Here is a 21,348-nt window from a genome sequence, read left to right on the forward strand (position 1 = left end):
GGGGGTGTCTCATCGCGCCGACGGCGACTGGAGGTGCTTGAACAGCTCGGCATCCGGCGGGAGCATCAGCGTGGTCTGGCCGCCGATGATGCTCTGGTAGCTCTCCAAGCTCTTCTGGAAGGAATAAAACTCGGCGTGGCCGCTGTATGCCTCGCCGTAAAGCCGCGACGCTTCCGCGTCCGCCTTGCCGCGAATTTCCGTGGCCTGCCGCTGCGCCTCGGAGATGATCTCCTTCAGCTCGCGCCCCATTTTGCCGACGATCTCCTGATAGCGGCCCTTGCCGAGCGAGCGTTTTTCCTCGGCGATCCGCTTGCGCTCGGAGATCATCCGCTCGTAAACCCGCTTGCGCACCGAGTCGATGTAGTTGACCCGCTTGAACATCACGTCAATCAGCTCGATGCCGTACTTGAGCGCGTCCTTGGAAGCCTGCTCCAGCGCCATCCGGCTGATCTGGTCGCGGCCTTTCTGCGGCGGCCTGGTCAGGTCGCTGGCCGAGGAGGTCTCCACCACATACTCAGGATTCCAGTCCGAGGAGCGGATGATCTCGATCAGGTCGTTTTTGTTGACCATGTCCCGCACCGCGCCGTTGATGATGTCGTTGAGCAGGGTCTTGGCGCGCTCCTCGCTTCCCACTGCCTGGAGGAATTGGAGCGCGTCCTTGATCCGCCAGCGGGCGGTGGTGTCCATGTAGATGAAGGTCTTGTCGTTGGTCGGGATCTCGTTCGGATAGCCGTCCCAGATCAGGATGCGCTTCTCAAAGATCCGCACCCGGTGCAGGAAGGGCATCTTCACTTTCAGTCCGGCCTCAGTGACCGGCTCGCCCACCGGCGCGCCGAACTGCGTGATCACCGCCTGCCTGCCCTCCGGCAGGACATAGAAGCCGTCCAGCACCATGAGCAGGAGCAGGCCGGCCAGCAGCAGGTAGAGGCCGTTGAGCATTTGTTGTTTCGGCATGATCTGGCTCATCGTGTCACGGCCTCCTGCGCCGGATGGAAGGGCACGGGCTGCTGCGGTCTGTCGTCCCCAGCGCCGTTCAGGTTGAGGAAGGGCAGCGCGGGCTGCGCGCCGCTGTCCATGATGTAGAGCTGCCGGACCTGCGGCAGCACGCTCTGCATGGTCTCCAAATACATGCGCTGGCGGGTGACTTCCTTAGCCTTCTCGTATTCAGCGGCGATGGCTTTGAAGCGGGCGGTCTCGCCCTTCGCGTCATTGATCCGCTGCGCCGCGTAGCCCCGCGCCTCCTCGATCATTTTGTTGGCTGTGCCTTTGGCTTCAGGAATCACCTTGTTGTACTCCTGCTCGGCCTCGTTGATCAGCCGCTTCATGTCCTGATCAGCGGCGTTGACATCGTTGAAGGCGGGCTTGACCTCGTCGGTCGGCGTGACATCCAAAAGCTGGAGGGTGACGATGTCCACGCCGGTCTCCAGCTTGTTGAGGTCGCGCTGCAATTCCTGCCGGCCCATGTCAGCCAGCGTGATGCGGTTGCCGAGCACGTAGTCGAAATCCATGTTGCCGACAATGCGCCGGATCACAGTCTCCGAGTTGTCGCGCACTGCCTGGGCCACGTTGCTGACCTTGAAAAGGTACTGGTAGGGATCCTTGATCTTGTACTGGACGATCCAGGCCACGTCGATCACGTTCTTGTCGCCGGTGAGCATCAGCGACTCGCTGTCGTCGCCGCTGGACCGGACTGTTTTTTGCAGGCCGAACTCCTCCTTGCGCACAGTCTCCACATCCACCCGGATCATGTCTTCCATGTAGGGTATTTTGAAGTTGAGGCCCGGCCCGGCAGTGCGGCTGTATTGGCCGAAGCGGAGGACGATGCCCTGCTCGCCCGGCTCGATGGTGTAGAAACAGGCGAAGACCCCGCGCAGCAGAAACAGCGCGGCGATGATGAGGGCTATTTTGCCCGCTCCGGCGGCGAAACCGCCGCCCTCGCTGCCGCCGCCTTCCGGAGCAGGCTCTTTCTTCTTCGGCTCCTTCCCGCTCCGCTCTTCAAAGAAATCACGGACTTTTTGGATCAGATCGGCGAGAAACTCTTCGGGATCAGCCGGTTTCTTCTTTTTTCCCCAAGGGGGAGGCGTGTTCATGGGCATGGCGTGCCTTTGCTTGAGTTGAATGTTGACGGATGAGCAATCATTTAAAACCGGAACGGGCTGTCTTACAAGTATTTTCGGAAGGCAAGCAGCCAGCAGAGGACGATCAGAAGCAGCGCGGCGGCGAAGAGCGCGGTTTGCAGGCGGCTGCGGCTGCCCTGCTGATCCCAGCCAGCCGCCCGCAGGATCAGGCCGCCGCCCAGCCCGCAAAGCAGGCCGAAAAGGTGCGCGCCGAGATCGGTCTGATGCGCGCTGTTTTCGCCGCCGCCGCTGCCGAGCATGGCCAAAAGCCCGGCTCCGGCACCCAGCGGCAGGATGAGCTGGCGGAGCAGGGAGCTGCCACCGATGAGCTGCCGTCCGCAGAATATGCCGATGGCCGCGAAGACGGCGGTGGAGAAGCCGACTGAGTAATGCGGCTCGGCGCGGAGGACGATGTTGAGCAGGTTGCCCAGAAAGGCGGCGAGCACAAGAGAGAACCAAGCTGTGCCGAAGCCGACGGTGCGGCAGAGGAGCTGCACCATCGCCCCGCCGATCACGCAGTTGCCGAGCAAATGGCCGTGATCGGCGTGCAGGGTGAGGGCGGTGGCGAGACGCTGCCATTCGCCCTGCTCCAGAATGGCGGGGCTGCTCACTGCTCCGGCCTTGAACCAAAGGCTGCCCGCCTGCCACGGCCCGGTGACCGCATGAACAAGCATCAGCCCGCCAAGCATGAAAAAAGTCGGCCACGCGCTGGTGCGGACAAAGGGCGGCGCGGGCTGCTCCGGCGGCGGCCAGCCGCAGTTCTCCTCGCGATAGGCCCGCAGCTCGGCCAAGGCCGACGCGCTCCGCTCTTGGCGGACTAAAATTGCCCCGTGCCGCCGGTCGACCTGATGCTCGATACCCACCGCGCTCAAGACCAGCGAATAATCGCGCAGATCAGCCGGAGCAGCCTTGGCGGCCAGCGTCCACGGCGCGTCGGCCAGCGTCTCTCCGGCTGCGCCGCTGGGCAGTCCGGCAGGATTGTTCCCGTTCATCTCCAAAATGATAAGCGCGGGGCGGACAGGAGTCAAGGCGGGAAATTCAGGCGGAAAAGGGCTGAATTGTGTTGACGGTGCTCGCCAAAGCATGACATAGTGCGTTTTGTCCGTTTGGCAGGATAATTCGGGCATCGTCCGCATTCAAGCGGAACAGCAGGCAGATGGAAGACAGAGCGATGAAACGGATATATGCACAGGCTCTCAGGCTGATCGAGGACGCGCTGCTGCTCAAGCGGATTGTCCCGGCGTTGCTGCTGCTGTTCGCCGGGGCGTATTTTTACGCCAGCCTTGAGCTGGAGAGCGAGCTGGACAGCCTGAAAACCCAGGAAACCCTGCATGTCGGCCAAGGCGCGGCCCTGCTCACCGCCAGCCTGCGGAGCATCAGCACCGACCTGCTCCATCTGGCTGGCAAAAAGGAGCTGCCGGAGCTGGCCGCCGCGCCGGACGAGGAGAGTCTGGCGCGGCTGGGCAATGAGCTTGTCCTGTTCCTACTCAACAAGCATATCTATGATCAGGTGAGGATATATCAGCAGATCCGATGGCTTGACAGCACAGGCATGGAACGGGCGCGGGTGGACAGCCTGCCTGGCGGGCCGCAGATCATGCCGCCGGGAGTCCTGCGCAGCAAGGCTGACCAGCCTTATTTCACCGAAACCGCCAAGCTGCAAGCAGGTCAGGTCTATTTCTCGGAGCCGGAAATCAGCGCGGACGAGGATGCCAAACTGATCATCCGGGCTGCCGCGCCCCTGATCAGCGCGGAGGGCCGCAGGCTGGGCGTGCTGACGCTCACGTGCTCGGCTGAGGAGATGCTGCGCGAGTTTGCTGAAAGCACCGCCACAATCAGAGAGCATATTGCGATATTCAGCAGCTCAGGCCAACGGCTGGCCATGCCTGCCTTGGCCGCTGGCAGCCAGCAGCCGGCCGAGGAGCAGACTCTGTCCGACTATGCGCCGGAAGAGTGGCAGGATGTCCTCCGCAAACAAGAAGGCGCGCTGTTCAGCAAGGGCAGTCTCTGGGTCTGGGCGACAGTCTGCCCCTTCAAAGACCGGAACGGACTGCTGCCGCCGGACCGCAGCGGACTCTGGAAGGTGGTTTCCCGCACGGACGGAGCTGCGCTGGCCGCAATCAAACTGAGCATCATCAAGAGGACAGCCTGGGTCTCCCTGCTGCTGGCCGCTGTGATCTGTTTCAGCGCGTGGAAGCTGGCGCGGGCCGAAGGTGCCATCCGCCGCATCAACGCCGGACTGGAGCAGCAGGTGCGCGAGCGCACCGCCGAGCTGAATATGCGGGTCGCGGAGCTGCACAGCGCGCAGGCGCAGGCTTCAGCGATCATTGACGCGCTGGCCCGCATCGGCTTGGGCCTGATCATCATCGACGAGCGGCAGAAGGTGCGCTACATGAACCAGACCATGAAGGACTGGTTCGGCGACCTGACCGCAACCGGCTGCTGCGGTCTCTCTAAGGACGGCCATTACCCGTGGTGCCAAGCGCAGGTGAGCGAGGCTTTAGCCGAGGAAAAATCGGTCTGCTATCTGCCTGGCACCTTTGACGGACGAATTTTTGAGGTCGCGGCAGCCCGCTTCACCGACAGCGGCGGCGGCGCGGCCATCATTCAGGTGGTGCGCGACATCACCCAGCGCAAGGCTGAGGAGCGGCTGCTCAAGGAAAATCAGGAGAAATACCAGCGGCTGGTGGACGACATCGGCGAAAAGTTCGTTGTCTTCAGCCAGAAGCCGGGCCGTGAGGAATGGACCTACGCCAGCGACGGCGCAGTCTCGGTCTTCGGCTGCGCCAAGGAGGCACTGACCTGCGGGCTTTCTTGGACGCAGCAGATCAAGTGGCTGCCGGAATCGCTGGAGCAGGCCCGCCTGCATCTCTCCCGCATCCGCGAGGGCAAGAGCGATTTTGTCCAGCACGACATGCAGTTCATCCACCCGGACGGCAGCCTGCGCACCATCCGGGTCGCCTCGCATCCGGTGCGCGGCCCCGGCGGCGCGCTGCTTTCGATTGACGGCATTCTGGAGGACATCACCGAATACGAGTTCATCAACCAGAAGCTGGCTGAAGCGCAGGAGCGGGCCGAGGCGGCCAGCCGGGCCAAGAGCGAGTTTCTCGCCAACATGAGTCATGAGATCCGCACCCCGATGAACGCGATCATCGGCATGTCCGGCCTGGCTTTGGAGACTAAGCTCACGCCGGAGCAGGAAAACTACATCCAGAAAGTCCACAACTCCGCCCAGTCACTGCTCGGCATCATCAACGACATCCTCGATTTCTCCAAAATCGAGGCGGGCAAGCTGGACATTGAGCAGATACCTTTCTGCCTGCAAAAGGTCTTTGACAACCTCGCCGACATCATCGGCCTCAAGGCTGAGGAGAAAGGCTTGGATTTGGACATCGAGGTGGCGGACAATGTTCCGGCCCGGCTCAAGGGCGACCCGCTCCGTCTCGGTCAGATTTTAATCAATCTCGGCAACAACGCGGTGAAATTCACCAGCCGGGGCGGCGTGAAGGTCAGCGTCGGGCTGCTGGAGCGGGACGAGGAGGAGGGGCGGATACTGCTCCAGTTCTGCGTCGCCGACAGCGGCATCGGCATGACCCAGGAGCAGCAGGCCAAACTCTTTCAGTCCTTCAGTCAGGCGGACAGCTCCACCACCCGCAAGTTCGGCGGCACCGGCCTCGGCCTGTCGATCAGCAAAAAACTGATTGAGCTGCAAGGCGGCAGAATCTGGCTGGAGAGCGAGGCGGGCAAAGGCTCGCGCTTTTATTTCATCCTGCCTTTCGAGACAGTTTTGTCGCAGAGCAGGGAGGACGGCGAGGAGCAGGAGGAGCAGGACTACTCCGTTCTGCACGGCGCCAAGGTGCTGCTGGTCGAGGACAACCTGCTCAATCAGGAGCTGGCGAAAATTCTCCTCTGCCGCAAGGACATCAAAGTGACCATCGCCGACAACGGCGAGGAGGCTCTTGAAAAGCTGGAGCACAGCAGTTTCGACTGCGTCCTGATGGACATTCAGATGCCGGTGATGGACGGCTACACCGCCTGCGCGGCAATCAGGAAACAGCCGCAGCACCAGCATCTGCCGATCATCGCCCTCACCGCCAACGTCATGGCGGACGACCGCGAGAAGAGCCGGGCCGCAGGCATGAGCGATCACATCGGCAAGCCCTTCAACGCGCAGGAGATGTACAGTGCCATGGCCCGCTGCATCGCCGCCGCCCGGCAGGAGGCCGCCGTCCCGGAAATGGCGGAGGCTGCGGCAACAGCGGCGCGACGGGCCGCTCTGGCCAGCTGCGGCAAGGACTGAAGCGGAAGGCACGATGACCGCTTTGCAGCATCTCACCTTTTTCCGGCTCCGCTGCCGCATTCAGGCGGAAACAGCCCTGCGCGGCGGCTTCGGCATGGCTTTGCGCCGAACCGCTTGCGCCCGGCCGCAGCGCAGCGTCTGTGGAGACTGCCTGCTCCGGCGGCAGTGCGTCTATAGCCAAAGCAGTATAAAATGACTACACTTGTGTATGGCTTACTCAATAGATTTTCGTCGGAAGGTTTTGGAAATCAAAAGACCTCTTGCATAAGTCCTTTCAGTCTGATCTTACTGCAAGAGGTCTGATGTCTCAGATTTATCCAAGCATGTCACCTCAACAGGTTTTGACGCTCTTTATGCGCAATTTGCTATGAACTTTCACCAATTAGTCAATTCGGAACGGCTGGCCCGCACCTTCATCCAGCTTTGCGAGACCGACAGCCCGTCCGGCGAGGAAGGCCGCATGGCCGCTTTCGTCACGGAGCTGCTCTGCGGCGCGGGTGCGCCGCCGCCTTTTGAGGATGACTCCGCCGCCCGCACCGGCTCTCAGTGCGGCAATCTGATCTTCCGCTTTGACGGCGACGCGGCGCAGGAGCCGCTGTTTTTCAACTGCCATTTGGACACAGTGGAGCCGGGGCGGGGCATCAAGGTGTTGCGGCAGGGCGGACGATTCACCAGCAGCGGCGGGACGATTCTCGGCAGCGACGACAAGGCCGGCATCGCTGCCCTGATTGAGGCGTGGCGGGTGATGCAGGAGCGCAAGCTGCCGCATGCGCCGCTGGAATTCATTTTTACCACCTGCGAGGAGACCGGCCTGCTCGGAGCCAAGGCCCTCAACCCGGCGCATGTCCGGGCGAAAATGGGCTACGCGCTGGACACCAGCGGCTTTGGCAGGGTGATTGTCGGCGCGCCAGCCTCGAAACGCCTGCGCATCACGGTCAAGGGCGCGGCATCCCACGCCGGCCTGCACCCGGAGAAGGGCATCAACGCCATCATGCTGGCCGCCAAAGCTTTGGCCGCCGCGCCCTGCGGCAGAATTGACCATGAAACTACAGCCAATTTCGGCACCATCCACGGCGGAACAGCCACCAACATCGTGCCGGAGCAGGTGCTGATTGAAGGGGAAATCCGCAGTCATTCTCTGGACAAGCTGGAGCGGCTGCACAAGGAGATTGAAGCTGTTTTCCACAAGACCGTCGCTGGCTGGCGCGATTCGTCCGGGCGCGCGCCGGAGCTGGATTTTCAGGCTGAGCTGGATTTTCCGGCCATGAGATTGAACATGAACGACGCGGTGGTCCGCCGGATTGCGGCGGCTGCGGAGCGTGTCGGCATGGACTTGCGCTATGAAATCGCAGGCGGCGGCAGCGACGCGAACATTTTCAACGGCTGCGGTCTGGCGACCGCGATTGTCGCCACCGGCATGACCAATGTCCATTCAACCGCCGAAGAGGTCAGCTTGGACGACATGGCGCGGCTGACTGAGCTGGCGCTGGCTTTGGCGGCTGCATGAAAAAACAAAGCTCCTGCGCAAAAAAAATCATGCGCAGGAGCGGGCTGACAAGACAGACTGGTTCTTCCTGCCGTGTCAGAAGGAGTATCTCAGGGCGGCGTTGACAGAGCTGGTCTTCACGTCATTGAACAGGGTGTGCTCCTCATTGCCGAGCTGCAAGGATGAGGTGCGCATGTATTCGTAGCCCAGATCCAGTGCCATGTTGGCGGCAAAATCATACGCCACGCCCGCGCCGACTTTGTAGGCGAAGCCGGTGTCGCTGTCTTCGACATCGTCGTCAAAGGTCACTTCCGCCTTGCCCGCGCCCATGCCCGCCATGCCATAGACCGAAAGCGTGTTGCAATTTCTGCCGAAGACCCAGAATTCGGGCACCGGAACATGATAAAAACCGTTCAGCATCAAAGTCTTGACGGTCAGCTCAGACAACCCTGCCGTGGCGAAATCAGCTGTCTGCGCGGCCATCTCGCCCTCGGCGCGGAAGTTGCCGAAGCGGCGGCCTCCGGCCAGCCCCAAGCCGTAGCCGGTGTCTGTCTCGCCCTTGTAGCCGTACTCAGCCTTGTCAATATCCATTGAGCCGCTCCAGACCAATCTGGCCACGCCTTTGACGTACCACGGATTGTACTGGTCGTGCCTGCGGTTTTTCAGGGCGTTCAACGTCTGATCATGCTGGTCAAGCCGGGCGCTGTTGGCCATGATCTGCTCGTCCTGACGGGCCTGGCCGCCTTCCAAGGCGCTGATCTGAGCGTCCTGACGGCCTTGGTCAGCTTGAAGGGCATTGATCTGCTCATCCTGTCTGGCTTGACTGGAATTCAGCACGTCAATTTGATCTTGGCAGTCGCCAGGACAGCCTGCCGCCGCTGGCCCTTTCGGCGGTTTGTACTTGGAACCGGCGACACTGTCGCCCGCTGCCGCAAAGAGCAGTACCGAAGCCGCCGCCACGCTCATTATTTTTTTCATCATCTCCCCTTTTTGTTCAGGTTGCTCTGCCTTTGCCGCGCCGCTTCAGCGGCATCTCACTCATTTATGATACTGGAACATCACGTGAAAAGCAAGGGGAATCGGGCCGGTAAAATTTTTTGCACCAAGCTCTTTTCCTTTTGATTGCACAGGATTTTTTTTGTCAAGAACGGGTCTGCCCGCGCCGCTGCCGCCGCTTTGCAGGCGAGGAAGACAATTTTTAACACCCTCCCCTGCCCGGCGCAGTTCGGATTGAAGATCAGCGCCGGACCGTGTAAGATGAAAAACTGCGGCCTGCGGCTTTTCTCATCACTTTTTCAAACTGAACACCAGAGCGGAGGTTTCTCTCATGCGGCATTTGCTTTTTTTCCTGCTTGCAGCTCTTGCTGTGACGGGCGGCTGCTCCTTCAAGCCGGTCCGCCATCTCGCATCGGACGCGGCCCTGATCAAGCCCGGCGAATCGACCCGAAAAGACGTGCTGCGCTACTTGGGCGAGCCGGATGGCCGCCGCACGGTCGGACCGGGCGTGGAGGAATATCTGTACTCGGAGACCCGCAAAGGGCAGCTGGGCGGCCTGCCGCTGGTGGGCAGGCTGGCCGATCCGGCCAGCCAGGAAATGGTGGTCGTCACGCTCAACGGCGAGCAGGTGGCCTCCTGCGAGTTCCGGCTGCTGAAAAAAGATGATCTGGCATGGAAGAAAGATGCCCAGTGGGAGGACGTGCGATGAGCCAAACTGACCAGGACGGCGGCGCGGCGGTCCGCAGACTTTCTCTGATGCAGCGCATCTATCTCCGCTGCATGGCGTGGATTCAGACTCCAGCCGGACTGTGGGTCTTCTTTTTCATCGCCTTGGCGGAATCCTCCTTTTTTCCCATTCCGCCTGATGTCTTTTTAGTCGCCCTCTGCGTCGGCGCGCCGAAAAAATCTTTCAAATTCGCCGCAGTCTGCACTGTCGGCTCGGTCATCGGCGGCGCGCTGGGCTATGGTCTCGGCCTGGCATTCATGGACACTCTTGGCATGAAAATCGTCTCGATCTACGGGCTGGCGGAAAAATACGACATGGTGCGGGACATGTATCAGCAGCACGATGCGCTGGCTGTGGCCGCCGCCGGATTCACGCCGCTGCCTTATAAGCTTTTCACCATCACCGCCGGCGTGTGCAAAGTGAATTTTTTCACTTTTATACTGGCCTCAATTGTTTCGCGGGCGGCCCGTTTTTTTCTGGTGGCGGCGCTGATTTACAAATTCGGCGCGCCGGTGCAGTATTTCATCCGCAAATATTTCAATATCCTGACAATAATTTTCCTTCTTCTTCTGATCGGCGGCTTCGCGCTCATGAAGCTGGCCTTGTAGTCAGCTCCGGCTGACGGCATTCCCTGTCTTGCCGCTTGACAAAAATTGCCGGATTGACTATATACAGAGTCCGAATGAGCTGACAGGATGCGCCTGTCCATCTGCGGACGGCAATGCTTCCGGTTTTGCGAGCGGGTGTAGCTCAGCTGGCAGAGCACAAGCTTCCCAAGCTTGGGGCCACGGGTTCGAACCCCGTTACCCGCTCCATGATGCAGATTTGTCAGCTTTTCGGTTCATTCCGCTGCGGCGGAAGCGGACGCATTGCTGAGGTATTGTGAAAGTGGGCTATGCCCGCTTTTTTTATTGGTGTCGCACGAAGCGGGGCAAATCCTGCTGGCGGAGAAAAGGAAGGCGGCTTGTGAGCGGAGACCGGGTTGTCAGGGCGGCGGAGGAATTCGTCCGTCCGATTGCGGAGGAAATGGGGCTGGAGCTGGTCGAGACGCAGTTTCGGCAGGAGTCTGGCGGCTGGGTGCTGCGGCTGTTCATCGACCGGGCCGAAGGCGGCGTGGGCATTGACGACTGCGCCTCGGTGAGCCGCCAGCTGGCGGCTCGCTTGGAGGCCGAGGATGTCATCAGCCACGCCTACACGCTGGAGGTCTCCTCGCCCGGTGCTGAACGCCCGCTCAAGCGGATCGAGGATTTTGTCCGCTTCGCAGGCCGCCGGGCCAAAATCAAACTCAAGGAGCCGGTCAACGGCGAGCATGCCTTTTTCGGCACGCTGGCAGCGGCAGACACGGAAAAACAGCAGATCACGCTGGCTGCGGAGCAGGGCGGGCTGATGACAATTGATCTGGACGCAGTGGCCAGGGCCAGGCTCTGCCTGTAGCGGGCGGCTGACCGAGAGGAGAAGAGCATGTCAGAATTGAAACGGATACTGGATCAGATCTGCCGCGACAAAGGCATAGACCGCACCCTGATGATCGAGGCGATTGAAGAGGCGGTGCGCTCGGCGGTGCGGAAAAAATACGGCGGCAAGCGCGACGTGGAGGTGCAGTACAACGAGACGCTGGGCGAGATTGAGGTCTTCCGCTACCGCACTGTGGTCGATGATGTCTGGGACGAGGAGTCGGAGATTCATATTGACGAGGCCCGCAAGCTGGCACCGGACATCGAGCTGGAGGAGGATCTCGGCGAAAAGCTGGACAACGTCGCCGAGCTGGGCCGCATCGCCGCTCAGTCCGCCAAGCAGGTGATCATTCACAAGATGCGCGACGCGGAGCGCGAGGTCGTTTTCGACATGTTCCGCGACCGCGAAGGCTCGATTGTGGACGGCATCGTCCAGCGTTTCGAGCGCGGCAAGATGATCGTCAACTTGGGCCGCACCGACGCGGTGCTGCCGCGCGAGGGCCAGATTCCCAAGCGCTCCTACAAGCAGGGCGACCGCATCCGGGCCTATTTGCAGGAAGTGCGCCACGACGCGCGCGACTCGCAGCTGCTTCTCAGCCGCACCTGCAACGAGTTTCTGATCAAGCTCTTTGAGCTGGAAGTGCCGGAGATCGCTGAAGGCATCGTCAAAATCATGGGGGCATCGCGCGAGCCTGGCTTCCGGGCGAAAATCGCGGTGGCCTCTTCGGAGTCGGACGTGGACCCGGTCGGCGCCTGCGTCGGCGTGCGAGGGGCGCGGGTGCAGAACGTGGTGCAGGAATTGCAGGGCGAGCGCATTGACATTGTGCCGTGGAGTCCCGATCCGGCCCGCTATGTGGCCAACGCCCTCGCTCCGGCGGAAGTCATATCGGTGGCGGTGGACGAGGCGAATCACTCGCTGCTGGCCATTGTGCCGGATGATCAGCTCTCGCTGGCCATCGGACGGCAGGGGCAGAACGTGCGGCTTGCCGCCCGCCTCCTTAGCTGGCGCATTGATGTGAAGAGCGAGAAAGCGTATCAGAACCTCAGTAGTCCGGGCTGTCAGAGCCTCTTGGAGCTGGACGGGATTGACGAGGCCGAGGCGGAGCGGCTGGCTGACGCGGGCATTGACTCGCCGGAGAAGCTGGCCGCCGCGCCGCTGGCGGAGATTGTCAGGCTGACTGGCATGGATGAGGATGAAGCCGCGCTGCTGAAGATTCAGGCCGCCGAGGCCGGGCAGGAGCAGCCGGATAAGACGGATGCGGAGCCGGTTCCCGGCCTGCCGCAGGATGAGACAGAAGACTGACCAGCCATGCGGCGGGGGCATGTCCCGATCCGCACCTGCAAAGGCTGCGGTCAGAAGCGTCCGGCGGCGGAGCTGATCCGCCTGACGCTGGCTGAGGGCGGCGGCCTTCGCGAGGACAGCGGCAGATGCCTGCCAGGGCGCGGGGTCTGGTGCTGTCCGGGCGGCGCGTGCCGTCTCCGGCTGGAAAAGAACAAAAAAGGCTTGAGGCGGGCGTTTCGTCTTTAAGCCGCTGCGAATTGCAGTTATACTACGGGCAAGAAAGGTTACGGGAGCAATTGATGAGCAGGATCCGCATCTACGATCTGGCGAAAGAAGCCGGTCTCAAAAGCAAAGATCTGGCAGACAAGCTGGCGGCAATGGGTTATCCGATCAAAAGCGCCAGTTCCACAGTTGATGACGACATGGCTGCCGACATCCGCCGCAAGGTCTTGGGCAAGGCGACTGCTGAGATGACGGAGAAACCCATCGGCGCAAAACACAGAGGTGCGGAGATGCCAGACAAAGGGGGCGCATCGGTGGTCCGGCGCAGGTCCCGGGATCAGAAGGAGCATTTGGCCCGGCAGGCTGAAGAGGCGGCGGCCAAAGCGGCGGAGCAGGCGGCGCGGAAAAAAGCGGATGAAGATATGCAGGCGGCAGCGGGCGACGCGGTTGCGGCGGAGCCGGGCAATGCCCTGACCTCCTCTGAAGCGCCGCCCGTGTCGGCAGGCGGCGAGAGGCCGCAGCAGCCCCAGCCGCCGAAACGGGCCAAAGGGCTGGCCCGGATCATCGGCCAAGTGGTGATGCCGGTGTCGGCGGAGGAGCCGAGACGTTCTTCCGGCGCAGGCCGTCCAGGCGGCGGAAGCGGCAGGCCGCAGGGACAAGGCGGCCCGTCCTCCCGTCCGCAGGCGCCCTCATCAGCTCGTCCGGCAAGAAATGCGGCGGCAAGCGCGCCTGCCAGTCCGGCGGCGGCTCCGGATCCTGCCCGCAGAGGCGGCGGTGGTGGCGCGGCGAAAAAAGGCGGCAAGCGCGGCGGTTCCGCTGAAGAGGAAAGCCGGGCGAAAAGCGGCGGCAAAGGCGGCGGAAGCCGGGGCAAGGGCGGAGGCCGTCAACCGCAGGCCTACGGCAGCGCGGGGGGCGATGATTTTTATCAGGGCCGCCGCAAGAAGGACAAGCGGGCCAAGAGCAAGCCGTTGCCCCAGCCGGTGGGCGAGACCAAAGCCATCAAGCGGCGGATCACGGTTTTTGAGACCATCACCGTCGGCGAGCTGGCCAAACGGATGGGTGCCAAGGCGGGCGAGGTCATTGCCAAGCTGATGAAGCTCGGCGTTCTTGCCACGCTCAACCAGTCTTTGGACGTGGATACCGCCGCGCTGGTCGCCGCCGATTTCGGTTATGAGGTCGAGCAGGGCATGACTGAGGAGCTGGGCGTGGAGGCCTTGCAGCAGGCTGAGGAGACCGGCGGCGAGCGTGTGCCCCGTTTCCCGGTGGTCACGGTCATGGGCCATGTTGACCACGGCAAAACCTCGATTCTTGATGCGATCCGCCGCACTGACGTGGCCGCTGGCGAGGCAGGCGGCATCACTCAGCACATCGGTGCCTATCATGTGCAGGCCAAATCCGGCGACATCACCTTTGTCGACACACCCGGCCACGCCGCTTTCACCGAGATGCGGGCGCGCGGTGCCAAGGTCACGGACATTGTCGTGCTGGTTGTGGCCGCCGATGACGGCGTGATGGAGCAGACCAAGGAGGCCATCGCTCATGCGCAGGCCGCCGAGGTGCCGATTGTGGTGGCGATCAACAAAATAGACAAGGACAACGCCGACCCGGCGCGAGTCATCCGCGAGCTGGGTGATTTCGGCCTGATCCCGGAAGCATGGGGCGGCAGCACGATCTTCTGCGAGACCGCAGCTAAAAAAGGCATTGGCATCGCCGAGCTGCTCGAAAGCATCCAGTTGCAGGCGGAAATCCTTGAGCTGACTGCTGATCCCAAGCGCAAGGCGCGGGGCACGGTCATCGAGGCCCAGCTGCACAAAGGCCGGGGGCCGGTGGCCACGGTGCTGGTGCAGGAAGGCACGCTGCGGGTGGGCGAGTGGTTCATCGCCGGACAGTTCAGCGGCAAAGTGCGCAGCCTGATGAACGAGCGCGGCGAGCTGGTGACTGAGGCCGGACCGTCCATTCCGGTCGAGGTGCAGGGGCTGTCCGGCGTGCCGCAGGCAGGCGACGAGTTCATGGTGCTCAAGGATGAGAAGATGGCCAAGGCCCTTTCTGATGCCCGCCAGCTCAAGGTGCGCGAGTCCGAGCTGGCCTCGGCCACCAAAGTTTCGCTCGACAACCTCTTTGCGAAGATGGCCGAGCAGACGGTGAAGGAGCTGCGCGTGGTGCTGCGCGCCGACGTGCAGGGCACCTTGCAGGCCTTTGGTCAGGCGGCGGAGAATCTCTCCACCGAAGCGGTGCGGGTGCGGGTGCTGCACGAGGGCGCAGGCGCGATCACCGAGAACGACATTCTGCTGGCCTCAGCTTCAGATGCGCTGATCATCGGCTTCAACGTCCGACCGTCGGCCAAGGTCAAAGATTTGGCCGACCGCGAAGGCGTGGACATCCGCACCTATGATGTCATCTACCACGCTCTTGAGGACATCGAGAAGGCTATGGCGGGAATGCTTGATCCTGAGCTGCGCGAGCGGGTGATCGGCTCCGCCGAGGTGCGCGAGATATTCTCCGTGCCCAAGATCGGCAACATAGCGGGCTGCGTGGTCACAGAAGGCAAAATCGAGCGGAATGCCCATATCCGGGTGCTGCGCGAGTCAGTGGTCATCTACACCGGCAAAATTGCCTCCTTGCGCCGCTTCAAGGATGACATGAAAGATGTCGCAGCAGGCTACGAATGCGGCATCGGCATCGAAAAATTCAATGATGTCAAGGTCGGCGACACGCTGGAAGCCTTCCATGTGGATAAAATCGCCGCCACCCTTTAAATCAAGCGAGGCTGCGCGATGAGGCAGGAATTCAATTTCACCCTGCCCGGACTGGGCAAGCCGAAAAGCTCGCGCCCGGACCGGATAGCTGAAGCGGTCGTGCAGGAGCTGGCCATGCTCCTGCGCCAGGAAGTGCAGGATGCCCGGCTGCTGCGGGTGTCTTTTTCCAGAGCGCAGGTCTCGCCTGACCTGAAGCTGGCCAAGATTTGGTTCACTGTTCCGGAGGGAGCGGACGCTGCGGCAATTCTCAAAGCCTTGCAGCACGCCAGCGGCTTTTTCCGCTCGCATCTCGCCAAAACGCTGAACCTGCGCCGCACCCCCGATCTGCTCTTCTATCATGACCGGCAGAGCGAGGAAGCCGAGCGGCTGGAGCGCATTTTCAGGGAGATCCGCAGCCAGGAGCCAGCAGGTGAGGACGGAGAAGGCGGCGGACGTGGGTAAAAAAGCGATTGCGCAGGCAGTGCAGGCGGCAGGCAATTTTGTGCTGGCCACGCATGTCCGCCCGGACGGCGACGCGCTTGGCTCGCTCTTCGGCTTGGCGCGAATTCTGACTGCGCTGGGCAAACAGGTGCTTTGCTATCTGGAGGAACCGCCGCCGGAGCTGCACAGCCGTTTTGCCGCTGGGCTGCGCTGGGAAAGCGATATCGAGCGCGTCCTCGCCTTTGCTCAGGAGTGCGGCCCGGACATCATGGGCATCTGCTTGGATTGCGGCGACATGGCCCGCTTGGGCAAGAACGCGGCAGCCCTGCGCGAAATCAGGCCCTTTGCGGTGATTGACCACCACCAGAGCAACGATGGGTTCGGCGAGCTGCTCTGGATAGAGCCGGGCCGCTCCTCCACCGGCGAAATGGTGTATGATCTGGCTGCCGAGCTGGGAGCTGCCGAAAACATGTCTTTGGAGGCTGCCGAATGCCTCTACACCGCCCTTGTCACCGACACAGGCTCCTTTCAGTACGACAGCACCACGGCGCACACCTTCGCTGTGGCAGGCCGTCTGCTCAACCGGGGTGTGCGGCCCGCCGCGATCTGTCAGCGGCTCTATGACAACGCCTCTTTCGGCAGCCTCCAGCTCATGCAGCTCGTGCTCTCCACTCTCCAGACTTTTTTCGACGACCAAGTGGCAGTGATTCAAGTCTCGCAGAAAATGCTGGAGACGACCGGCACGGATTATGCGGATTGCGACAATCTGATCAATTTTCCCCGCTCCATCAAGGGAGTGCGGGCGGCGGTCTTTCTCAAGGAGCGCGAGGACGGCGAGGTTTCGGTCAGCATCCGGGCCAAGGGCGACTGTGACGTGGCCTGGGCTGCGGCCCAGTTTAGCGGCGGCGGCCATAAAAACGCGGCGGGCTTCCGTTTGCATGGCCAGAGCATGGAGCAGGTGCGGGATTTGCTTCTGCCGGTGCTAGAAAAGGCTTTGGTGCAGGGCAGGCAGTGAGTTTGGCTGAATCCGCCGCCGGAGTTGTTCTGATTGACAAACCTGCCGGGCCGACTTCTTTTGCCATAGTGCAAAAGCTGCGCCGTCTGCTGGGCGTGAAAAAAATCGGTCATGCGGGCACGCTGGATCCTTTTGCCAGCGGCCTGTTGATTCTCTGTGCCGGGCGGGAGGCGACGAAGCGCATTGACTGCTTCATGGCGGGACGCAAGACCTATCAGGCTGTCCTTCAGCTTGGCCAGGAAACAGAGACCCTTGACCCGGAAGGCGCAGTGACAGCGGTCAGGCCAGTGCCGGAGCTGCGCGAGGATGAGCTGGCCGCGCTGCTGGCGGCATTTGTCGGCCCGCAGCTGCAAGCTCCGCCAGCCTACTCAGCTGCCAAGTATCAGGGCAAGCCGCTGTATCACTACGCCCGTCAAGGCATTGTGATAGAAAAAGAGGCCAAGGCGATAGAAATTTACAGTCTTGACCTGAACAGTTACGATCCGCTGACGGCCCGTCTCACACTGACCGTTTCATGCAGCCGGGGCACCTACATCCGGGTTTTAGCGGCGGATATTGGCCGCAAGATCGGCTGCGGGGCGCATCTGACCGCCCTGCGCCGCACCCGCAGCGGCGGTTTCACGGTTGAAGAGGCGGCGGACGGGGCGCAGCTTTTTGCCGCCAACAGCCCGGACGCGCTGGCCGTTCTGCAAGCTAAAATGCAGACCGTGGAACAGGCTCTGGCCCGGACTTGAGCAGGGGCGAAAAATTTTTCGCCCCTGCTGCTGTTGCAACGTTAAACTGACAAGTTTTGCAGACGCAAAAAGCTGCCTGAGCGGAGTCGAAGGCAGCGGCCCGGTCGGCGGTTTCGGCTCCGCTCAACCGCCTTCGCATGGAAAAAGGCGGAACCGGCAACGTAACGTTGCGGGAATACGGCTGTTCCGCACAGGGCGGAGCAGCGGCTGTCTGCCGCATCTCATTCCTCGGATGCGGAACCGCAGGCATTATGTATCCAGACTCCGGCGAGGCTGAGGAACAACAGGCTTTGCCGACAGCGGAAGGACGCACCTTCTCGGAGGCCAATCATGGCGCAAGACACAGCAAAGAAAAAAGAAATCATCGGCAAATTCGCGGCGCACGACGGCGACACCGGCTCGCCGGAAGTGCAGATCGCGCTGATTTCCGACCGCATCACCTACCTGACCGAGCATTTCCAGACGCACGCCAAGGATCATCATTCCCGCCGCGGCTTGCTCAAGCTGGTCGGCCAGCGGCGCAGCCTGCTCACCTATCTGCGGAAGAAGGACATCAACCGCTACCGCACCGTGATTCAGGCACTGGGCATCAGGAAGTAGCCTGCCCTGCCCCGTCTCCTGCCGCTGCTGCGGCGGGAGACAGCCTTCCCAACCGACATTTGTGAAAAACAGCTCATGGCATTGCTTCCTTGGTTTCTTTTCATTCTGCTGATTTTAGCCCTGCTCTTTCTTGATCTTGGCGTTTTTCACAAGCAGAACAAGGTTATTGCCGCCAAGGAGGCCCTTCTTTGGACAATGTTCTGGGTGGTGCTGGCCCTCCTCTTCAACATTTTCATTTTTTACGCCTACAGCCATAACTGGCTGGGCATCGGCCTTGGTGAACATGCGCTGAAATCCGGCAAGGATGCGGCCTTGAAATTTTTCACCGGCTACATTATTGAAAAATCTCTCAGCTTGGACAACATCTTCGTTATTGCGATGATCTTTTCCTATTTCAAAGTAGAGGGAAAATATCAGCACCGGGTGCTGTTCTGGGGCATTTTGGGCGCATTGGTCATGCGCGGGGCGATGATACTGGCCGGAACTGCCCTGATTCAAACCTTTGACTGGATGATTTACGTCTTCGGCGGCTTCCTCATCCTCACCGCAGGCAAGATGCTTTTCAGCGGCGACGAGGAAATTGAGCCGGAAAAAAATTTTCTCATCCGGGCGGCGCGGAAATTTTTTCCTGTCTCGCCAAAATTTGAGGGAGAAAAATTTTTCACTGTCTTGGACGATGGCAGAAAAGCGGTTACGCCAATGTTTCTCGTCCTGCTGATCATCGAAAGCACCGACCTGCTCTTTGCCGTTGATTCTATTCCGGCCATTTTCGCCGTCACCACGGATCCGTTCATCGTCTTCACCTCCAATGTCTTCGCCATTCTCGGCCTGCGCTCGCTTTATTTCGCCTTGGCCGCGATGATTGACCAGTTCCGCTATCTGAAGCTCAGCTTGGTGGCGGTGCTGGCTTATGTGGGCGTGAAGATGATCCTCTCGCATCATTATCCCATCCCCACCGGCCTGTCCTTGGGCATCATCGCGGGCATCCTCTGCGCAGGCGTGGCCGCCTCGCTGCTCGCCAGCAGGAGGGAGGAGAAGGCGCGGAGACCGGCCTGAAAGTTTGATCATAACGCAGAAGAAAAGACCCGGCCATCAGCCCGGGACAGCTGAACGCAAAGGAGTTTGCATGTACAAGAGGACAGAGGTTGAGATCGGCGGGCGCAGCATGGTTTTTGAAACCGGCAAACTGGCCAAGCAGGCCAGCGGCTCAGTGGTGGTCTCCTGCGGAGACACAGTTGTGCTGGTCACGGCGGTGGCGGAGAAAAAAGCGAAAGACGACATGGGCTTTATGCCCTTGACCATAGAATATCAGGAGCGGCTCTACGCCGCAGGCCGGATTCCGGGCAACTACTTCCGCCGCGAGATTGGCCGCCCTTCCGAGAAAGAAATCCTGACCAGCCGTCTGATTGACCGCCCACTGCGGCCCCTTTTTCCAAAAAACTGGAGATCGGAAACCCAAGTCATCGCCACCGTGTTTTCAGCGGACACGGAGATGGATCCCGACATTTTGGCCATGAACGGCGCGTCCGCCGCCTTGGCTCTGTCTGATGTGCCGTGGGCCGGGCCGGTGGCCGCCGCCCGCGTCGGCTATGTGGACGGCGCATACGTCCTCAATCCCAGCAGGAGCCTGATCGCGAAATCCGCGCTCAATCTGGTGGTCGCCTGCACGGAGAACGCCGTGGTCATGGTCGAAGGCCGCTGCGGGGAACTGAGCGAGGAACTGGTGCTGGATGCGATTTTCTTTGTCCATCAGTCAGTGCAGCTGCTCATCGCTGCGCAGAAGGAGATGCAGGCCGAGGCAGGAAAGGTCAAGCGGACGATTGCGCCGCCTGTGGTCAACGAGACACTGAAGGCCAGAGTTGAGCTGCTGGCGGCCGCTGGGATGGAAGAAGTGGTGGCCACGCCGGAAAAGATGGCCCGCTACAGCCGCTACGACGCGCTGCTTGACGAGGTGCTGGCTGTTCTGGAGCCGGAACTGTATGAAAAAAGCTCGGAAGTTGCTGACATCCTTGACGCGTATAAGAAAAAAGTCATGCGCGGCCGCATTGTTGAGCAGGGCATCCGTCTGGATGGCCGCCGCCATGACGAAGTGCGGCCCATCAGCTGCGAGGTCGGCGTTTTGCCCAAGGCCCACGGCTCGGCTCTCTTCACACGCGGCGAAACTCAGGCACTGGTTGTGGCCACGCTCGGCTCCGAGCGCGACGAGCTGCATGTCGAGGGGCTGACCGGCGATGTCTACCGCCGCTTCATGCTCCATTACAACTTTCCGCCCTTCTGCGTCGGCGAGGCGCGGCCCCTGCGCGGCCCCAGCCGCCGCGACATCGGCCACGGCACCTTGGCCCGCCGGGGCATTGAGGCGGTGCTGCCTGATCCCGCCGGTTTCCCCTACACCCTGCGCCTCACCTCCGAAGTGCTGGAGTCCAACGGCTCCTCCTCGATGGCCACGGTCTGCGGCGGCAGCTTGGCCTTGATGGACGCGGGCGTGCCGATCAAATCGCCGGTCTCCGGCGTGGCCATGGGCCTGATCAAAGAGGGCGACAAGGTGGTGGTTCTGACCGACATACTCGGCGACGAGGATCATCTCGGCGACATGGATTTCAAGGTTGTTGGCACCAGCCAAGGCATCGCCTCGCTCCAGATGGACATCAAGATCGACGGCGTGAGCCGCGAGATCATGGGCAACGCCTTGGCGCAGGCCAAAGAAGGCCGCCTGCACATTTTGGAGAAAATGCACGAGGTGATCGGCATTCCCCGCGCCGATATCGCCGACCATGCGCCCAAGTACGTGACCACCAAAATCAGCCAGGACAAAATCCGCGACATCATCGGACCGGGCGGCAAGATCATCCGCGAGCTGACCTTGGAGTTTGATGCCAAGATTGACGTGGACGACGACGGCACGGTGAAGATTTTCGCCAAGAGCAACGAGTCCGCCGCCGCCCTGCTCGCCCGCATCGAGGGCATGACCGCCATGCCGGAAGTGGGCCGGATTTACAACGGCACAGTAAAAACTATCAAGGATTTCGGTGCCTTTGTCGAAATTCTGCCCGGCACGGACGGCATGGTGCATATCTCCGAGCTGGCTTTGCAGCGAGTCGCCAAGGTCGAGGATGTCCTCAAAGAGGGCGACAAGGTGCAGGTCAAGGTGCTGGAGGTTGACAGCCGGGGCCGCATCCGCCTCAGCCGCAAGGCGGCGATGGAGGAGAGCAAAGTCTGATTTTTTTGCAGCCAACCGCGCC

Annotated in this window: 19 protein-coding genes and 1 tRNA gene; 16 read left to right on the plus strand and 4 right to left on the minus strand. The window is 61.3% G+C overall.

Annotated features, from left to right (window positions below; genetic code table 11):
* Positions 1–9: 9 nt before the first annotated feature.
* The 3 genes from hflC to ACNKH3_RS00955 form a co-directional block, all read right to left on the minus strand.
* Positions 10–954, minus strand: coding sequence for a protease modulator HflC (gene hflC / locus ACNKH3_RS00945; RefSeq protein ID WP_417915879.1), 945 nt, complete (start codon positions 952–954; stop codon positions 10–12).
* A gap of 8 nt (positions 955–962) precedes the next feature.
* Positions 963–2,090 carry an FtsH protease activity modulator HflK gene (gene hflK / locus ACNKH3_RS00950; RefSeq protein ID WP_420207910.1) on the minus strand — a complete coding sequence of 376 codons (1,128 nt, stop codon included), beginning with the start codon at positions 2,088–2,090 and terminating at the stop codon, positions 963–965.
* Positions 2,091–2,161: 71 nt separating this feature from the next.
* On the minus strand, positions 2,162–3,109 hold the full coding sequence (locus tag ACNKH3_RS00955; protein ID WP_420207911.1) for a rhomboid family intramembrane serine protease: 948 nt from the start codon (positions 3,107–3,109) through the stop codon (positions 2,162–2,164).
* Between the two features lie 179 nt (positions 3,110–3,288).
* On the opposite strand from ACNKH3_RS00955, the gene ACNKH3_RS00960 reads away from it, so the two are divergent.
* The 3 genes from ACNKH3_RS00960 (at position 3,289) to ACNKH3_RS00970 (ending at position 7,924) form a co-directional block, all read left to right on the plus strand.
* Positions 3,289–6,417, plus strand: a complete 3,129-nt coding sequence (locus tag ACNKH3_RS00960; RefSeq protein WP_420207912.1) for an ATP-binding protein — start codon at positions 3,289–3,291, stop codon at positions 6,415–6,417.
* A 13-nt stretch (positions 6,418–6,430) separates the two neighbouring features.
* Complete coding sequence (locus ACNKH3_RS00965; protein WP_420207913.1) at positions 6,431–6,613, plus strand: hypothetical protein; 183 nt, start codon at positions 6,431–6,433, stop codon at positions 6,611–6,613.
* 171 nt (positions 6,614–6,784) lie between these two features.
* A complete protein-coding gene (locus ACNKH3_RS00970; protein ID WP_417917145.1) occupies positions 6,785–7,924 on the plus strand; it encodes a M20/M25/M40 family metallo-hydrolase in 1,140 nt (379 codons plus the stop codon).
* 75 nt (positions 7,925–7,999) lie between these two features.
* On the opposite strand, the gene ACNKH3_RS00975 is transcribed toward ACNKH3_RS00970, so the two are convergent.
* A complete protein-coding gene (locus tag ACNKH3_RS00975; protein ID WP_417915718.1) occupies positions 8,000–8,884 on the minus strand; it encodes an outer membrane beta-barrel protein in 885 nt (294 codons plus the stop codon).
* Positions 8,885–9,230: 346 nt separating this feature from the next.
* Between ACNKH3_RS00975 and bamE the strand changes: the two genes are divergently transcribed.
* The 13 genes from bamE to pnp all read left to right on the plus strand — a co-directional run bounded on the left by bamE (position 9,231) and on the right by pnp (position 21,326).
* Positions 9,231–9,608 (plus strand): outer membrane protein assembly factor BamE domain-containing protein, encoded by a 378-nt coding sequence (gene bamE, locus ACNKH3_RS00980; protein WP_420207914.1) that lies wholly within the window; start codon positions 9,231–9,233, stop codon positions 9,606–9,608.
* Positions 9,605–10,234 (plus strand): YqaA family protein, encoded by a 630-nt coding sequence (locus ACNKH3_RS00985; protein ID WP_420207915.1) that lies wholly within the window; start codon positions 9,605–9,607, stop codon positions 10,232–10,234. Before bamE ends, ACNKH3_RS00985 begins: the two co-directional genes overlap by 4 nt.
* Positions 10,235–10,365: 131 nt before the next feature.
* Positions 10,366–10,441 (plus strand) — tRNA-Gly (locus tag ACNKH3_RS00990).
* A 151-nt stretch (positions 10,442–10,592) separates the two neighbouring features.
* Positions 10,593–11,060 carry a ribosome maturation factor RimP gene (gene rimP / locus ACNKH3_RS00995; RefSeq protein ID WP_417915721.1) on the plus strand — a complete coding sequence of 156 codons (468 nt, stop codon included), beginning with the start codon at positions 10,593–10,595 and terminating at the stop codon, positions 11,058–11,060.
* Between the two features lie 27 nt (positions 11,061–11,087).
* Complete coding sequence (gene nusA, locus ACNKH3_RS01000; RefSeq protein WP_417915722.1) at positions 11,088–12,383, plus strand: transcription termination factor NusA; 1,296 nt, start codon at positions 11,088–11,090, stop codon at positions 12,381–12,383.
* A gap of 6 nt (positions 12,384–12,389) precedes the next feature.
* The gene (locus tag ACNKH3_RS01005) at positions 12,390–12,608 is read left to right on the plus strand and encodes a YlxR family protein (protein WP_417915723.1); all 219 of its coding nucleotides are present in this window, start codon (positions 12,390–12,392) and stop codon (positions 12,606–12,608) included.
* A 53-nt stretch (positions 12,609–12,661) separates the two neighbouring features.
* Positions 12,662–15,340, plus strand: coding sequence for a translation initiation factor IF-2 (gene infB, locus ACNKH3_RS01010; protein WP_420207916.1), 2,679 nt, complete (start codon positions 12,662–12,664; stop codon positions 15,338–15,340).
* A gap of 18 nt (positions 15,341–15,358) precedes the next feature.
* Positions 15,359–15,781, plus strand: a complete 423-nt coding sequence (gene rbfA / locus ACNKH3_RS01015; protein WP_420207917.1) for a 30S ribosome-binding factor RbfA — start codon at positions 15,359–15,361, stop codon at positions 15,779–15,781.
* On the plus strand, positions 15,750–16,775 hold the full coding sequence (locus tag ACNKH3_RS01020) for a DHH family phosphoesterase (protein WP_420207918.1): 1,026 nt from the start codon (positions 15,750–15,752) through the stop codon (positions 16,773–16,775). Before rbfA ends, ACNKH3_RS01020 begins: the two co-directional genes overlap by 32 nt.
* Entirely contained in the window at positions 16,772–17,509 is a 738-nt protein-coding gene (gene truB, locus ACNKH3_RS01025) for a tRNA pseudouridine(55) synthase TruB (RefSeq protein ID WP_417916681.1), read from the plus strand. The genes ACNKH3_RS01020 and truB overlap by 4 nt, the downstream gene beginning before the upstream one ends.
* A 330-nt stretch (positions 17,510–17,839) precedes the next feature.
* Positions 17,840–18,109: a 30S ribosomal protein S15 gene (rpsO, locus tag ACNKH3_RS01030; protein WP_420207919.1), complete on the plus strand. Its 270-nt coding sequence runs from the start codon at positions 17,840–17,842 to the stop codon at positions 18,107–18,109.
* 75 nt (positions 18,110–18,184) lie between these two features.
* On the plus strand, positions 18,185–19,165 hold the full coding sequence (locus ACNKH3_RS01035) for a TerC family protein (RefSeq protein ID WP_420207920.1): 981 nt from the start codon (positions 18,185–18,187) through the stop codon (positions 19,163–19,165).
* A gap of 70 nt (positions 19,166–19,235) precedes the next feature.
* Complete coding sequence (gene pnp / locus ACNKH3_RS01040) at positions 19,236–21,326, plus strand: polyribonucleotide nucleotidyltransferase (protein WP_420207921.1); 2,091 nt, start codon at positions 19,236–19,238, stop codon at positions 21,324–21,326.
* Positions 21,327–21,348 lie beyond the last annotated feature (22 nt).

Source organism: Candidatus Electronema sp. JC, assembly GCF_048287365.2.
Lineage (GTDB): Bacteria > Desulfobacterota > Desulfobulbia > Desulfobulbales > Desulfobulbaceae > Electronema.

Bases quoted from the DNA above. Each gene is read 5' to 3' on its own strand.
- hflC (WP_417915879.1), bottom strand. From the start codon at position 954: ATGCCGAAACAACAAATGCTCAACGGCCTCTACCTGCTGCTGGCCGGC.
- hflK (WP_420207910.1), bottom strand. From the start codon at position 2,090: ATGAACACGCCTCCCCCTTGGGGAAAAAAGAAGAAACCGGCTGATCCC.
- ACNKH3_RS00955 (WP_420207911.1), bottom strand. From the start codon at position 3,109: ATGAACGGGAACAATCCTGCCGGACTGCCCAGCGGCGCAGCCGGAGAG.
- bamE (WP_420207914.1), top strand. From the start codon at position 9,231: ATGCGGCATTTGCTTTTTTTCCTGCTTGCAGCTCTTGCTGTGACGGGC.
- infB (WP_420207916.1), top strand. From the start codon at position 12,662: ATGAGCAGGATCCGCATCTACGATCTGGCGAAAGAAGCCGGTCTCAAA.
- nusA (WP_417915722.1), top strand. From the start codon at position 11,088: ATGTCAGAATTGAAACGGATACTGGATCAGATCTGCCGCGACAAAGGC.
- rpsO (WP_420207919.1), top strand. From the start codon at position 17,840: ATGGCGCAAGACACAGCAAAGAAAAAAGAAATCATCGGCAAATTCGCG.
- ACNKH3_RS00970 (WP_417917145.1), top strand. From the start codon at position 6,785: ATGAACTTTCACCAATTAGTCAATTCGGAACGGCTGGCCCGCACCTTC.
- ACNKH3_RS01035 (WP_420207920.1), top strand. From the start codon at position 18,185: ATGGCATTGCTTCCTTGGTTTCTTTTCATTCTGCTGATTTTAGCCCTG.
- ACNKH3_RS00960 (WP_420207912.1), top strand. From the start codon at position 3,289: ATGAAACGGATATATGCACAGGCTCTCAGGCTGATCGAGGACGCGCTG.
- ACNKH3_RS00965 (WP_420207913.1), top strand. From the start codon at position 6,431: ATGACCGCTTTGCAGCATCTCACCTTTTTCCGGCTCCGCTGCCGCATT.
- ACNKH3_RS00975 (WP_417915718.1), bottom strand. From the start codon at position 8,884: ATGATGAAAAAAATAATGAGCGTGGCGGCGGCTTCGGTACTGCTCTTT.
- ACNKH3_RS00985 (WP_420207915.1), top strand. From the start codon at position 9,605: ATGAGCCAAACTGACCAGGACGGCGGCGCGGCGGTCCGCAGACTTTCT.
- ACNKH3_RS01005 (WP_417915723.1), top strand. From the start codon at position 12,390: ATGCGGCGGGGGCATGTCCCGATCCGCACCTGCAAAGGCTGCGGTCAG.
- rbfA (WP_420207917.1), top strand. From the start codon at position 15,359: ATGAGGCAGGAATTCAATTTCACCCTGCCCGGACTGGGCAAGCCGAAA.
- pnp (WP_420207921.1), top strand. From the start codon at position 19,236: ATGTACAAGAGGACAGAGGTTGAGATCGGCGGGCGCAGCATGGTTTTT.